The organism is Pontibacillus litoralis JSM 072002 (genome assembly GCF_000775615.1).
Lineage (GTDB): Bacteria > Bacillota > Bacilli > Bacillales > BH030062 > Pontibacillus > Pontibacillus litoralis.
The window spans coordinates 184,229-199,295 of the sequence record NZ_AVPG01000001.1 but is presented as its reverse complement, the minus strand read 5'-3'; the positions used below and the strand labels follow the sequence as shown (position 1 = coordinate 199,295).

Here is a 15,067-nt window from a genome sequence, read left to right as displayed (position 1 = left end):
ATTATCTTGTCACCTCCTTGATAGCACGTTCAAATGAATCTTTAATAGAATTAATTTCTTCTTCGACATTATCGATATCCATTGCATGAATGTAAATGTATGAATAATCATTCGATATAGCAATAGATAGCGTACCAGGTGTTAATGTAATTAAGTTGGCGAGCAATGTTATTTCCCAATTGCTTTTCAAATCAATAGGTAAGGCGAAGATACCTGGTTGCATGTCCAGTTTCGGTTTATATACCCATTTTAATATCGCAATGTTGGACAATAGTAACTCTTTGATAAACAGAAAAATTAAAGCGATGATTTTCACAACGCGCTTCATATAGAACTCATCTGGAACAAAACGCTGCAAAAAGAAAAGCAGAAGCGCTCCAAATAAGTAACCGACTACGAACACACTAAAACTATAGCTTTCGTTTAGAAACATCCACATAATCGCTATTGTTATATTTAAAATAATTTGAAATGGCATAGCGTTTACTCCTTTAATACGGAATCAATATATAGGGAAGGGTCTAATAAATAAGTTGATATATCTGCAACGATAGGATATACAAACTCTGCCCCAACACCTAAGAAAATTGTAATAGCTACTAAACATCCTATCGGCCAAGCAAATGCTCTGGCTTTTTTCTTATCTGGTGTAAAGCTTTCATCCTTTTCTCCCCAGAAGCCGCGAATGAAGATGCGGATCATAGAGAATAAAATAAGTAGACTAGTTACTAAACCAACAATGACAATCGCAATGTTGCCTTGTTCTAAACCACCTTGAAGTAATAATAGCTTGCCGACGAAGCCGCTAAATGGCGGTATTCCTGCAAGAGCTACCGTACTAATTAAGAACATCCATCCAATAACAGGATAATGATGGATGAGACCATTCATTTTACGAAGATCACTTGTTCCAGCTAAAGCAACAATCGCTCCAACTAGTAAAAATAATGCTCCTTTCACAACCATGTCATGAAGCAAGTAATAAATCGATCCAGCAACAGCTGTTTCAGAATACAACCCAATCCCCATTAACATAAAGCCAATAGCTGGAATGATGTTGTACACAACGATTAACTTTACATTATTTGTAGATAGAGCTCCAATAACTCCGAATATCATCGTAAATGCTGCTAACCATATAAATAATTGGTGCGTCATAGCTGTATCATGAATGAATATTAACGTAAATACTCGAATAATCGAGTAAATACCAACTTTCGTTAACAATGCCCCGAATAATGCGGATACGACTGGGTTTGGAACGATATACGATTTTGGTAACCAATAATACAGCGGAAAGATAGCTGCTTTCGTTGCAAAAACGAAGAATAAAAGAATACCAATCGTCGTTAATATCCCTTGTTGCTCTACTTCTTGAACGCGCTGCGCGATTTGTGCCATGTTTACCGTTCCTACAACAGAGTAAAGAAACGCAACAACGGTAACGAACAACATAGAAGAAAACAAATTGATTAGTATATATTTAATCGATTCTCTAAATTGTACCTTGTTGCCACCTAGCACGAGAAGGCCATAGGAAGCCATTAGAAGCACTTCAAAGAAAACGAATAGGTTGAATAGATCTCCTGTTAAAAACGCTCCAGAGACCCCTGTAATCAACAAGAAAAAGAATGTATAGAAGTAGAAAGACTCCTGTTTGTCTGTCAAACTCCTTGAAGCGAAGAAAACACAAGCGACTCCAATAATATTCGTCGTTATAACTAATAGAACAGAAAGCATATCAGCCACGATAACTATGCCAAATGGTGCTTTCCACCCACCTGTTTCTAGAATAATGGAACCATTTTGATATACTTCAAATCCTACATACATTGCGATCGCTAAGTTAACAATAGTCATCACCCGCGAAAAAATACGAACAACAGTAGTTTTTCGCGGGATAAAGGCGGCAATGATTCCTGCTAACAATGGGACTATGATCGGTAAGACGGCTAAATTACTCATGTTCGTTACCCCTTAATTCATCCATATTATCTGTTTGATTCGTTTGTGATGCCCGATAGGCAAGCACTAATAAAAAGCTAGTCACGCCAAAGCTAATCACAATAGACGTCAAAATTAACGCTTGTGGCAAAGGGTCGACATAGTTTGTCACACCTTCCACTAAGATTGGCGGATTCCCTCGTTTGAGCTCGCCCATCGTTAAGATAAATAGATGGGCTCCATGAGAGATTAAAGACGTTCCAATGATAATGCGTAGCAACTGCTTTTGAAGCAAATTGTAAATGCCAGTTGTAAATAATATACCGGCTAAAATGGAAGTTACGATTTCCATGTTATTTAGCCTCCTTACTGTTTCCGCGCAGCTTAATCATTCCGTATATGCCTAGTGCAGCTAACGCAAGTACTGCAATTTCAAACAATGTATCAAGACCACGCATGTCTACTAGAATAACGTTTACGACGTTCTTTCCGCCACCAAGAGATTTCGATGTTTCCAAAAAGTATTGAGAAATCGGTTCAAACCATTTACTAGCAAAAGATGAAATAGCTACTATCGTCATAAGTGCCCCGAATGAAATTGCAATGGTGGCATTTAATGCTCGTGTTCTTAATGGTTCTGTCCTTTTCCTTAATTCTGGCAAGTGCATAAAGGCTAGTAAGAACAAGGCTACGGTAACTGTTTCGACGATTAATTGCGTTAAGGCTAAGTCTGGTGCACGGTACAATACAAATAGAATTGATAGCCCATAGCCGACAACACCCAGAATTAAAATTGCTGCAATACGGCTGTTTGTAAAGACCGTCGCGATTGCGGCAAAAGCCATCATACCTACAATAAGTAGTTCTGCAATCGTAATCGGTGCTAAGTCCGTTGCTTCTAGGTTTATACCGTTCGTTAAGAAAAGAATAGCAGCACTAATGATAAAAATAGCAGATAGTAACAGCTGTGCATACGTTTTTAACGAACCAGTCATGTACGTATTCGTAATCTTCATCGAGTATTTCTCTGTTCGATCTACAAGCCAGTCATATACTCGGTTAAGACTTAACGAGCCAGGCAATACGTTATAAATACTACTCCATCGTTTACGTGTCATAGCTAACACAGTACCTACTCCTACGACAAGAAGCGACAGTTGAAAGGCAGGAATAAATCCATGCCAGTAAGAGATTGTTTTATTAGAAATTTCACCTGTAATGGCTTCATACGTATGAGCTAGAAGCGGTTCATTGACTAATTGAGCATATAGACCAATAACTACCACACCTGTAATTAAAATGATTGGAGAGATAAGCATTCCAATCGGTGCTTCATGCGGTTTCTTTGGAAGTTCTTGTTCTTTGTACTCTCCGCGGAAAGTGCCAAAGAATAAGTACATAGAGTATACAAATGTAAAGATACTACCTACAACTGCTAGAATTGGAATGACAATAGCTAGCACTTCTGTAATAGAAGATGTTCCCGATAAATCTAAAGAAGCTTGGAAGAACATCTCTTTACTATAAAATCCGTTTAAGAAAGGTAAAGGCACTCCTGCCATAGAAAATGTACCGAACAGTGCCAATGTCGCCGTAATCGGCATGAGCGTCATCAGTCCACCTAATTTACGAATGTCTCTCGTACCTGTTTCATGGTCGACAATACCTGCCACCATAAATAAGCTCCCCTTAAAGGTTGCGTGATTTAGAATATGAAATACTGCAGCGAAAATCGCCGTTGACGTACCATACCCGAGCATAGCCATAATCATACCTAGCTGACTAATAGTTGAGTAAGCTAGAATCCCTTTAAGGTCTGTTTGGCGAACAGCCATATAGGAACCAATGCACAATGTCACAATACCAACCGTACTTGTTACAATCATAAACCATTCACTCAACACAAAAATTGGCAAGAAACGGGCAATCAAAAAGATACCAGCTTTCACCATGGTTGCGGAGTGTAAATAAGCACTGACTGGTGTCGGAGCTTCCATCGCATCTGGTAACCAAATATGAAATGGGAATTGAGCTGATTTCGTAAAGGCGCCTAAAAATACAAATGCTAAAATCCAGCCGAAATATGGGCTTTGGATAATAACTTCTTTTTGCTCAATCATTGCTTGGATGCTTGTAGTTCCCGTTACGAGATGTAGTAAAATGAGCCCACCTAATAAACTTAAACCACCGAAAACGGTAATAAGCATCGACTTAAGGGCGCCATAGCGAGAACCCTTTCGGTGATTCCAAAATCCAATTAGCAAAAAGGAAGATAAAGACGTTAATTCCCAAAACGTATAAAGAACATATACGTTATCAGAGAAAACAACCCCAAACATTGCCGTCATGAACATAAGTAAATAAACATAGAAATGGGCAAGCTGTTCCGACTTATGTAAGTAAAAAATAGAATAAAGTACAACGAGCGTACCAATTCCGCTAATTAATAAACCGAATAACAGACCAAGCCCATCTAAATAAAAATCAAAATTGATGTTTAATGACGGAATCCATTGGTACGTTTCTCGAATTGGCGCAAAGTCCTTACCTGTTTTTGTGACAAGATACACAAAAACAGTGAAAGGTACAATAAGAACGAACCAACCTGTGTGAATCTTATCTTTCCATTTACTCAATAAAGGTATTAGTAAAGCAAAAATTAGTGGTAAAAAAACAGCAGTTAACATTCAGTGTAAATCCTCCCTCGTTAAGTAAAGGTAATATATTCCTTCATCAAACGAATTTCGTGTATGATAATATCCATTCCATTGTAATCAAAATCATAGCATGTATTCAACTAATGATTTTTAAGCATTCATGAATTTACTCTCATAATGAATAAAGTCTTCTTATTTAATAGTAAAGAAAAAAAGCGAAAAAAAAGTTTATAATAAAATCCTTATCACAACATAGTGATAAGGATCTGAAGTTAGATTAACTCGGTTGTTTAACTTGGTACGTAATACTTCTTTGTTGAAGTTCTTCTTCAATTAATTGAATAAATTCAGAACTAAGCTGTAAGTCAATCGCTTTCTGATACGTTTCGATTAATAACTCATCAGATAAATGTTCCATAGAAATCTGCCAGTAAGAATACAGGCTAAGGCACCTCCCAAATAATAGAAATACTTTGGTGTATGTGATGACGATTTCTTGTTTTAAAGTTGTTCGAACATGTTTCTCATTTCATTAAACTAACTGTATCATGAAATAGTAAGAGCAACAACTGAGTGACTATCCACAGGTGGTTGTACATAACTTGTGAGTAATAATAGCGAAAGTGAGGGAATATGCGGAAGAAATATTGTGTATAACAAGGGGGAAGTTATCCACAAGTTGTAAAATGTTACAATTTGTCGAGAACTTTCTTGCATAATACGTATAAAAGAATAGAAGAACCAGATTCATGTATACGAATGATGTTATAAAATTTAAACTAGCATATGTGAATATAAATAATACGAACTTGTGGTATAATAGAAATTTTCTTTTGAAAGAAACAGCTAAATTGTATATCATGAGTAAGGAACGAATTGTCCCTAATTGATAGAGGTGAACATAATGTTAAAAAAATTTCTGCCGAATGAGCATGTAAAATCCGTATTTGATATAACGCCTTCGCATTTAAAGGCTAAAGGTATAAAAGGTATTGTAACTGATTTAGATAATACATTAGTTGCATGGGATCAACCAGAAGCAACACCGGAGATCATTGAATGGTTTCAGTTAATGAAAGATAATGACATTGATGTAACGATTATTTCAAATAATAACGAGAAACGAGTGACATGGTTTTCAGAGCCACTTGATATTCCGTTTATTCATAGTGCGCGAAAGCCACTAGGTCAAGCTTTCCGAAAAGCACAAAAGCAAATGGGACTCAAGAAGGATGAAATGGTGGTAGTTGGGGATCAATTACTCACGGACGTGCTAGGAGGAAATCGAGCAAGCCTATATACCATTTTAGTTGTACCAATTGTACAAACGGATGGATTCTTTACAAGGTTTAACAGGCAAGTAGAACGAAGGTTACTTAATTTCTTTCGGCGTAAAGGTATGATTTCATGGGAGGAAAGAGGATGAACGTAATAAAGTGTCAAGGATGTGGAGCTATTATCCAAACAGAGGATCCTAAAGCAACGGGATATGCTCCTGCTTCAGCTCTTAAACGAGAGGAAATTATTTGTAAACGTTGCTTTCGCTTAAAGCATTACAATGAAGTGCAAGATGTTGATTTAACAAATGATGATTTCTTAAAGATGTTAAATCAAATTGGTGAAACAGATGGTATTATCGTGAAGATTATTGATATTTTTGATTTTAATGGTAGTTTTATCAATGGTTTGCCACGCTTTACAGGGAATAAGCCGATTTTGTTAATAGGAAATAAGGTAGACTTACTTCCTAAGTCCGTAAACCCAAATAAAGTGAAACAATGGATGAGGAAATCCGCAAAAGATCAAGGATTAAAAGTAACAGATGTCCACTTAGTTTCAGCGAAAACGGGCGAAGGAATGGATGAAGCGGCTGTTGCTTTAGATCACGTTCGTCAGTCAAAAAACGTATATGTCGTTGGCTGTACGAATGTTGGGAAATCAACGTTTATTAACCACCTTATTCAACGATCGACAGGAGAAAAAGAGGCTATTACAACATCTTATTTTCCAGGTACGACCCTTGGATTCATTAATATCCCTCTAGATGATGATACTTCATTGTTTGATACACCGGGAATTATTAATCATCATCAAATGGCTCATTACGTTTCCAATCAAGACTTAAAGGTGATAACACCGAAGAAAGAAATCAAACCGCGTACGTATCAATTAAATCCCGATCAAACACTGTTTATCGGAGGTCTTGCACGTTTAGATTTCATTAAAGGAGAACGCCATTCGTTTGTATGCTACTTTGCAAATGATTTAATGATTCACAGAACGAAATTGCAAAAGGCTGAGGTGCTGTACGACAACCAAGTTGGAGAATTACTCGTTCCACCTGATGAAGAAACAAGAAAGGTTATGCCACCTTTGAAGTCACATTCTTTCTATATCGAAGAAGGTAAAACAGATATTGTGTTCTCTGGACTTGGATGGGTGACGGTACCAGAAGGAGGCATTTCCGTTACGGCTCATATTCCTGAAGGGGTTCGAGTTTCTTTACGTTCATCACTCATATAATCATTACGGGATGTGGTATTTATGCGTTATTTATTTGGCTTAATTGGCTATCCAGCTCTGCATTCACAATCACCTTGGATTCATCATCAATTTCTAAAGCAACAAAATAAACAGGGTCTATATCGTGTTTGGGAAACGGCTCCTAATGAATTAGAGAACACGTTAAACGCCATGAAAACGTTGCAAGTGGATGGATTTAATGTAACAGTTCCTTACAAAGAGAAAATGCTGGAATATGTTGATCGAGTGGATCCATATGCAGCAAAAGTAGGAGCAATTAATACGGTGTTGTTTCAAAACGGTGAGTGGATTGGCTACAATACAGATGGAAAAGGGTTTGTACGCTCCTTACAAGAAAGCTATCCTGATGTCAATCTTGAAGGGTTGAAGGTACTCATAGTCGGCGCTGGTGGTGCTGCAAGAGGAATATACACAGCATTTCTTGAAAAAGGTGTGCAAAGAGTGGATATTGCGAACCGGACGACAAGTCGAGCTGACAGTTTATTGACAATCAATGATTACGGTATTTCATCTACGGCGACTTCTTTACAACAAGCAGAAGAAGCCCTATCGCAATATGATGTAATCGTCCAAACGACTTCAGTAGGCATGTCACCAAAAGATGCGCAACAAATTATGAAGCTTACAAATGTGAAACAGGGAGCAATTGTAGCGGACATTGTTTATAAGCCGTTGGAAACATCATTTTTACAAGATGCCAAACACTGCGGTGGTCGTCCTTTACATGGGGACGGAATGCTCGTATATCAAGCTGCTCTATCGTATGAGATTTGGACAGATACAACGATCCAAGCAGATAAAGTGTTACAAAATTTCAAGCAAAAACAAAAAGGAGATTCAATATGTTAACAGGTAAACAAAAGCGTTTTTTACGTGCGAAAGCTCACCATTTAAACCCAATTTTTCAAGTAGGTAAAACAGGTGTTACGGATAATATGATTCAACAAATTGCAGATGTGCTAGAAAAAAGAGAGTTAATTAAAGTGAGTATTTTACAAAATAATTTTGATGACAAGCATGAAGTTGCAGAGCAGCTAGCCAATGGAGCACAGGCGCATATTGTTCAAGTTATTGGGAATACGATTATTCTGTATAAAGAATCAAAAGAACATAAAGAAATTCAATTACCGTAAAAAAGGAGTATGGTATGAAGAAGATTGGTTTATTAGGGGGAACGTTTGACCCTCCTCATAACGGTCATTTGTTAATTGCGGAGGAAGTTTATCGTGCGCTGGATTTAGATGAAGTATGGTTTATCCCATCGCATATTCCCCCCCATAAAGAAACGTCTACTACGGAAGCGGAAGATCGAGTGGCAATGACCGAAATGGCAGTGCAAAACAATGACCACTTTGTAGTGAATACGATAGAATTGGAGCGTTCAGGTCCTTCCTATACAATCGATACGGTAAAAGCGCTTTTAGAAACCTATGAGGGAAAAGAATTTTATTTCATTATGGGTGGCGATATGGTGGAATATTTGCCAAATTGGCATCAAATTGAAGCGCTCTCTACGTTGGTGACGCTCGTTGGTGTACAACGATTCGGGTATGACTTACAAGGTCCATATCCGGTCATCCAAGTGGAAATACCGATGTTCGATGTATCGTCGACATTAATTCGTGAACGGTTTAAAAAGGGAGAATCGACCAAGTATTTAGTTCCTCAAGAGGTTGAAGCTTATATAAAGGAGCGAGGATTGTATGGATCGAAATGAAGCATTAGCAATCGTTCAATCGAAATTAAAGCAATCACGCTATGAACATACGATACGTGTTATGGAAACGGCGATAGAACTTGCGAAGAAGTATAATGTTCATGTGAAGAAAGCCGAATTAGCGGCCATTTTTCATGATTATGCCAAATACCGACCGAAAGAGGAAATGAGGCGCTGGATAGAGAGTACCTATTTGCCGAAAGATTTGTTGCAATACCATCACGAACTGTGGCATGGTCCTGTTGGCGCGTTATTAGTGGAACGAGAAGTGGGTATAGAGGACCGGGAAATTCTTGAAGCGATTCATTTTCATACAACGGGCCGCATACACATGACTACTTTGGATAAAGTAGTCTACCTTGCTGACTATATTGAGCCTGGACGTAAATTTCCAGGAGTTGAACTAGTTAGGGAATCGGCTTGGGAAGATTTAGACCGAGCATGTTGGATGGCTGCACGGAATACGATTTCATTTCTTATGAGTAAGAATCAACCTATTTTTCCTGATACGTTTCATGCGTACAATGATTTAACGAAAAAAGTGAGAGCTAATTAAAATGGAGGAATTTATAGATGGATAGTAAACAATTGATGCAAGTAGCGGCGAAAGCCAGTGATGATAAACGAGCAGAAGATATTGTCGTGTTAGATATGAATTCTGTGTCCTTAGTGGCTGACTATTTTATCATCTGTCACGCAAGCAATGAACGACAAGTACAAGCGATTGCTCGAAATATTAAAGAAGAAGCGGAAGCAAACGGAATGGATGTTCAACGTCTTGAAGGATTTGAACATGCTCGTTGGATATTAGTGGATTTAGATGATGTAGTTTGCCATGTGTTCCATGAAGATGAGCGCCATTATTATAATTTAGAACGTTTATGGGGAGATGCGCCTACGTATTCGTTTGAAGAGATTGACAGAGAGCGGGAACAAATGGAACGATGAGTTATGGTCGCTTTGCCCAGTTGTATGACCGTTTCATGCAAGATGTTCCTTATGATGAATGGTTGAACTTCACACTTGAGCAATTTAACCATGCTGAAACCGACATTCAACATGTAGCTGATCTCGGAGCTGGTACTGGTGAATTGACATTACGATTACATCAGCATGGTTATGCAATGACTGGCGTTGATTTGTCAGAGGAAATGCTTACGATTGCACAACAAAAAGCAATACAGCAAAATGCCGTGATTCAATGGGTGCAAACCGATATTACTAGGCATCAAGAAGGTTTACGTTTTGACGGTGTTGTATGTTATTGTGATGTGGTGAACTATTTAACGCGAGATGGAGTTGTAGAGCGATTCTTTCAAAATGTTTATCATATGTTGCAAGATGGCGGAATGTTTTTATTTGACGTACATTCCATAAACTATGTGGAAAATTTTCTAGCAAACCAAACTTTTGCACATGTGACTGATGACATATCGTATATTTGGTTTTGTGATCAAATAGAAGGGACGCCTTATTACGTTTCACATGATTTAACGTTTTTTGTAAAGCAAGGGGAGAACTATGAGCGTTTTGATGAGTTTCATAAGCAACGAACATATTCTGTACAACAGTATATGGATTGGTTAATTGCCACGGGATTTGAGATTGTAAATGTTCATGCTGATTTTCAACTCGAACCAGGGTATAAAGAGGATGAACATGATCGAATTTTTTTTGTTTGTAGGAAGTCACAAAAACAAGAGGAAGCTTAATACTTAAACTTCCTCTTGTTTTTCTTATATGAAAAATATTTTAAGTTTTTGAAGGAAAATCAGTGAATGTGTCGAAAATATATTTATACCTCCAATTGTTCCGCTATCTCACGTTTATCTTCCGCATACTTTTCATGTGTTTTCTGAAGGAGTCGATGAAACATATTGCCAATTTCTTCTTCGAGAACTTTGATTCCTTCTCCTGTTACGCCTCCTTTTACACATACTTTTTGTTGCAATGTCTCTAATGAATAATGCCCATCCTCTATTAATTTCCCTAAACCAATCATCATTTCTGACATCATCATCGTAGCTTCTTTTTTGGTGATGTTTGTTTCTTCACACGTCGCTTCAATAAATCGTTGCATGATATAACTGAAAAAAGCAGGACCACATGAAACAATATCTGATGAAACACGTGTAATGTCTTCTTTAATTTCTATTGGCTTGGAATAATGTTTGATGCTTTGTTCTAAATAGCTCTTCATTATCGGTTTAATACGCTCCCCAAATGTTACTAAGCTTGCCCCTGTTACAGCGCGATTCGTAATACTTGGAATAATTCTAGCTACTTGACACGGCACCAATTGTTCTAATTCCTTTACAGAATATGGACTTGTTATGGAAACTAAGCATTGCTCTTCTGTTAAATGCTCTCGAATATCACCTAAAAGAGGGTGAATGCTTAATGGTTTTACACATACAAATAAGATGTCTACTTGCTTTGCAGCAGAAATTGGATCGCTTACTACTGTGACGCTTGGATAGATTTGTTGGATTTGCTCTGCTTTGTAAATGGAACGATTATGAAGTACAACATTTTGTGGCTCGACCATTCTGGATTCAAGCCATGCTTGAACGAGCATTTCTCCCATGTTACCTATGCCTATTACTCCCCATTTCAAAGGATTTTCCCCCCTTGTCAATTGATAAGATACAGATCTCTTTATTTACTATATGAAGAAAGGTCGAATAAATATGAATCGAATCATACGAAGTGTCATAATGATTACTGGTATTGTTGGTATTATGCTCTTTCTTGTGTTTAGTAAAACGGGTTCTAAAGAAGCAAACAGCTCAAATCCAGTCGTCGTTCCTTCTGAAGAAACCACCGAAGCAAGCGAGCAATTAGAAGAAACACCGTCTGAAGAGGAAATATACGTGTATATTGATGTGAAAGGGGAAGTGAAGCAGCCAGGTGTGTATAAGATGACAAATGGCAAACGTGTGCAAGATGTTATTGAACAAGCGGGTGGATTAGCTTCTAATGCCGACCCACATTCGATTAATTTAGCACAAAAGTTAGTTGATGAAATGGTAGTTACAGTATTGCCTATTGGGGAAGCTGGTGCATCTGGTGCAATGCCAAACGGAGAAAGTAATAGTAAAATTAAAGTCAATCAAGCAGCTGTTGAAGAATTGCAGAAATTACCAGGCATTGGAGAATCTAAAGCGAATGCTATTGTGCAATACCGTGAAGAAAATGGACCTTTTCAAGCGATAAGTGATTTGCAAAACGTGAAAGGCATTGGGGAGAAAACGGTTGAAGGATTTGAAAGTGAAGTTCAAGTCCCTTAATGGATAGTGGTTGACGCTTTATAGCCTAAGCAGTACACTGAAAAGGGAAAAATGTAAAGGGTAAAGGAGCTTTCATCATGGAGCGTATATCGTGGGATCAGTATTTTATGGCACAAAGTCATTTATTGGCTCTAAGAAGTACTTGTGAACGGTTAGCAGTAGGAGCAACAGTCGTTCGAGATAAGCGGATTATTGCTGGAGGATATAATGGTAGTGTATCTGGAAGTGTGCATTGTATAGATGAAGGATGTTATGTCATTGACGGCCATTGTGTTCGTACCATTCATGCCGAAATGAATGCGTTATTACAATGTGCCAAATTTGGCGTTCCGACAGCAGGTTCAGAAATATATGTCACTCACTTTCCGTGTTTACATTGTTGTAAAGCGTTAATTCAAGCTGGAATACAAGTCGTTTACTACGCATCAGACTATAAAAATCACCCCTATGCGATGGAATTGTTTAATGATGCTGGTGTTCAAACAGTAAAAGTGGAGTTTCAATCCGAACTCGTAGACACGAAATTACAAGATAAATTTATGTACATACAACGGTTGATTCATCGCCTTGAGCAGTTAGATGCACCAGCGGATGAGATAGCAGCGTTACATCAAGAAGCGGCATCTCTTTTTTCATAGGGGTCACGAATAAAGGAGCAACCAATTGAAAGGAAGCGTTTATATCGTAGCAATCGGTGCTTTAGTTGGTGTATTTGTCACTATAAAGCAACCGGTTCTTTTATCCATTCTTGCTTTTTTGCTTATTTTATTATGTGGAAAGATTCGAATTTCTTCCGTTGTTTCGCTACTTAGTTTGGCAATCATGACGTATATGGCTATCATTACACCTCGTCTTATACCTGAACCAGTAGTAGCAGAAGGAGAACATCCCATCACCTTTAAGGGAACGATTCTTTCCTCCCCTGTTGTAGAAGAAGACTATGTTCAATTTGATTTGGAAAGTGCACAATCAGGTCATAAGTGGAAAGTATATGTGCCTGATTCGCTGGAAGCAGCAAATGTTCAATCAGGTGCTACTTGCACATTTAAAGGGATAGAACAGCCGGTATCGATTGCTCGTAACCCTGGGGAGTTTGATTATCGCTCCTTTCTTCAGCACAAAGGATACAAAGGCTCTATTCGCGTTACATCTTCTATCGCATGTGAAGGGCAGTCGCTCCTTACCCCGTTGCATCAATGGAGACAGAAGCGATTAAATGAGTTGCAAGAGCAGTACAGCGTAGTTACAGCTAGTTGGATTATGACGTTATTGTTAGGGGACGATAGCCTATTAGCGGATGAAAAGGTGGAGCTATTCCAACGTTGGAATTTATCCCATTTATTAGCGATATCCGGCCTGCATGTAGGGTTAAGTATTGCAATCTTATCTTTTATCGCTATTCGTTTCGGTTGGCTAACTAAAGAATGGCTGAAGATTTTTTTACTTATTCTACTTCCGATGTATGCCGTTATTGCAGGTGGTGCCCCTTCTGTTCTTCGAGCTGTTAGTATGGCGGAAATGGCACTATTACTCACTTTTACTAACGTACGCATCCCGTTAGTTGATGTATTAAGTGCTACGATGATTTTATTTTTACTTATCAATCCCTTAATTGCTTTTCAATTAGGATTTCAATTTTCTTTTTTAGTTACTTTTGCATTAATTTTATCAAAAAAATTAGTGCCTCCCTCTCTTTCTCCATTCTTGATTTCCATTCGTATAAGCATGATTAGTCAACTTGCTCTTCTCCCCATTCAAGTGCATCAATTTTACACGTTTAATCCCCTCTCTTTAGTAGCGAACATTTTTCTTGTTCCGTTATTTTCCGTGGTATTGCTTCCGTTTTGCATGATGTTATTTCTTCTCCTCTTGTTGCCATCTTCTATTCATTCGTTGTTGGATCAAGTTTTTCAAACACTTATATTTCATATAGAAGCGTTTCTTCAATGGTTAGATCGACATCTATACGTAGAATGGGTCATCGGCGAACTATCCGTTTATATCATTGTTCTCTACTTTGGTGCTTTTGTCTTATTTATGATGTGCTGGGAGCGACAGAAGTTACGACAATCCTTTTTGGCAAGTATCGTGATGGTAGCTACATTAATGGTTCATAGTGCTCTTCCATACGTATCAGACAATGGACGTGTAACGGTGTTGGATGTAGGCCAAGGAGATACAATTATTATTGAATGGCCTTATCGGGAACACGTACTGATGGTAGATGCTGCTGGCAAATTGTTTGGGGATGAAGGAGAAGTGTTTCGGTATCATATTAAACCATATTTACACAGTCGAGGTATTAAAGAGGTCAACACACTTCTGCTCTCCCATAATGACCAAGACCATGTGGGAAGTGCTAAGCAAATAATAGAGCAATTTCAAGTGAGCCATTTGTTTGTCAGTCCTTATTTTCTATTAAAGAAACCGATAGAAGATGCAGAAGTTCAAAGGGTGGAACAAGGTGACCAACTAAAATTAGCGGGTGATACATTGCATGTGTTACACCCAGGAGAGGAAGCAGCAGATAAAAATGATAATTCTTTAGTCGTACAAGGAGAAGTAGGTGGCTTGACATGGCTATTTACAGGTGACATAAGTGCAGATATGGAAAGGGATCTAATCGAGCAATACCCTTCTTTACGAGTTGACGTATTAAAGGTTGCCCATCATGGAAGCTCAACGTCATCTGATCCGGCGTTTATCGATCATATTCAACCCTCTATTGCACTTCTATCTGTTGGGGAAAACAACAGGTACGGACACCCTACAGATCGCGTGTTGGAAACTCTAGAGAACCACATTCCGGTTATTTTACGAACAGATAACCATGGAGGAATCATTTATGAATTTTCCGGTGAGAAAGGAACGTTTCAGACATACTTGCCATAAGATAACTATGCGAAACGGCTTAA

The 15,067-nt window shown here is 38.2% G+C and carries 17 protein-coding genes; 11 read left to right on the top strand and 6 right to left on the bottom strand.

The annotated features are described in order from the left end of the window. Position 1: 1 nt before the first annotated feature. From N784_RS01015 to sda, 5 genes are all read right to left on the bottom strand, one after another. Positions 2 to 478, bottom strand: coding sequence for a Na+/H+ antiporter subunit E (locus tag N784_RS01015; protein WP_036831084.1), 477 nt, complete (start codon positions 476 to 478; stop codon positions 2 to 4). 5 nt (positions 479 to 483) lie between these two features. Then, complete coding sequence (locus tag N784_RS01010) at positions 484 to 1,965, bottom strand: Na+/H+ antiporter subunit D (protein WP_036831081.1); 1,482 nt, start codon at positions 1,963 to 1,965, stop codon at positions 484 to 486. Further along, positions 1,958 to 2,296, bottom strand: a complete 339-nt coding sequence (locus N784_RS01005) for a Na(+)/H(+) antiporter subunit C (protein WP_036831073.1) — start codon at positions 2,294 to 2,296, stop codon at positions 1,958 to 1,960. The genes N784_RS01010 and N784_RS01005 overlap by 8 nt, the downstream gene beginning before the upstream one ends. Position 2,297: 1 nt before the next feature. Next, on the bottom strand, positions 2,298 to 4,631 hold the full coding sequence (locus N784_RS01000; RefSeq protein WP_036831071.1) for a Na+/H+ antiporter subunit A: 2,334 nt from the start codon (positions 4,629 to 4,631) through the stop codon (positions 2,298 to 2,300). A gap of 247 nt (positions 4,632 to 4,878) precedes the next feature. After that, positions 4,879 to 5,019, bottom strand: a complete 141-nt coding sequence (gene sda, locus N784_RS16155) for a sporulation histidine kinase inhibitor Sda (protein WP_084600079.1) — start codon at positions 5,017 to 5,019, stop codon at positions 4,879 to 4,881. A gap of 486 nt (positions 5,020 to 5,505) precedes the next feature. Here sda and N784_RS00995 point away from each other — a divergent pair, with 486 nt between their 5' ends. From N784_RS00995 to N784_RS00960, 8 genes are read left to right on the top strand one after another with little or no spacing between them, the layout of a single operon-like run. After that, positions 5,506 to 6,027 carry a YqeG family HAD IIIA-type phosphatase gene (locus tag N784_RS00995; RefSeq protein WP_036831069.1) on the top strand — a complete coding sequence of 174 codons (522 nt, stop codon included), beginning with the start codon at positions 5,506 to 5,508 and terminating at the stop codon, positions 6,025 to 6,027. After that, positions 6,024 to 7,124: a ribosome biogenesis GTPase YqeH gene (yqeH, locus tag N784_RS00990; protein ID WP_036831068.1), complete on the top strand. Its 1,101-nt coding sequence runs from the start codon at positions 6,024 to 6,026 to the stop codon at positions 7,122 to 7,124. Before N784_RS00995 ends, yqeH begins: the two co-directional genes overlap by 4 nt. A gap of 21 nt (positions 7,125 to 7,145) precedes the next feature. Further along, positions 7,146 to 7,994, top strand: coding sequence for a shikimate dehydrogenase (gene aroE / locus N784_RS00985; protein WP_036831065.1), 849 nt, complete (start codon positions 7,146 to 7,148; stop codon positions 7,992 to 7,994). Continuing rightward, positions 7,988 to 8,278, top strand: a complete 291-nt coding sequence (gene yhbY / locus N784_RS00980; RefSeq protein WP_036831063.1) for a ribosome assembly RNA-binding protein YhbY — start codon at positions 7,988 to 7,990, stop codon at positions 8,276 to 8,278. Before aroE ends, yhbY begins: the two co-directional genes overlap by 7 nt. A 14-nt stretch (positions 8,279 to 8,292) precedes the next feature. Beyond that, a complete protein-coding gene (locus tag N784_RS00975; protein WP_036831061.1) occupies positions 8,293 to 8,862 on the top strand; it encodes a nicotinate-nucleotide adenylyltransferase in 570 nt (189 codons plus the stop codon). Further along, positions 8,849 to 9,418: a bis(5'-nucleosyl)-tetraphosphatase (symmetrical) YqeK gene (gene yqeK, locus N784_RS00970; protein WP_036831059.1), complete on the top strand. Its 570-nt coding sequence runs from the start codon at positions 8,849 to 8,851 to the stop codon at positions 9,416 to 9,418. The genes N784_RS00975 and yqeK overlap by 14 nt, the downstream gene beginning before the upstream one ends. Before the next feature lie 17 nt (positions 9,419 to 9,435). After that, on the top strand, positions 9,436 to 9,810 hold the full coding sequence (gene rsfS, locus N784_RS00965) for a ribosome silencing factor (protein WP_036831057.1): 375 nt from the start codon (positions 9,436 to 9,438) through the stop codon (positions 9,808 to 9,810). Further along, a complete protein-coding gene (locus tag N784_RS00960; protein WP_036831055.1) occupies positions 9,807 to 10,574 on the top strand; it encodes a class I SAM-dependent DNA methyltransferase in 768 nt (255 codons plus the stop codon). The genes rsfS and N784_RS00960 overlap by 4 nt, the downstream gene beginning before the upstream one ends. Before the next feature lie 83 nt (positions 10,575 to 10,657). Here N784_RS00960 and comER read toward each other — a convergent pair whose 3' ends face one another. Beyond that, on the bottom strand, positions 10,658 to 11,479 hold the full coding sequence (gene comER, locus N784_RS00955) for a late competence protein ComER (RefSeq protein WP_084600078.1): 822 nt from the start codon (positions 11,477 to 11,479) through the stop codon (positions 10,658 to 10,660). Positions 11,480 to 11,552: 73 nt separating this feature from the next. On the opposite strand from comER, the gene N784_RS00950 reads away from it, so the two are divergent. From N784_RS00950 to N784_RS00940, 3 genes are all read left to right on the top strand, one after another. Then, positions 11,553 to 12,152 carry a ComEA family DNA-binding protein gene (locus N784_RS00950; RefSeq protein ID WP_052127069.1) on the top strand — a complete coding sequence of 200 codons (600 nt, stop codon included), beginning with the start codon at positions 11,553 to 11,555 and terminating at the stop codon, positions 12,150 to 12,152. 77 nt (positions 12,153 to 12,229) lie between these two features. Beyond that, positions 12,230 to 12,790: a ComE operon protein 2 gene (locus N784_RS00945; protein ID WP_036831053.1), complete on the top strand. Its 561-nt coding sequence runs from the start codon at positions 12,230 to 12,232 to the stop codon at positions 12,788 to 12,790. Between the two features lie 25 nt (positions 12,791 to 12,815). Beyond that, positions 12,816 to 15,044: a DNA internalization-related competence protein ComEC/Rec2 gene (locus N784_RS00940; RefSeq protein WP_036831052.1), complete on the top strand. Its 2,229-nt coding sequence runs from the start codon at positions 12,816 to 12,818 to the stop codon at positions 15,042 to 15,044. Positions 15,045 to 15,067: the final 23 nt, after the last annotated feature.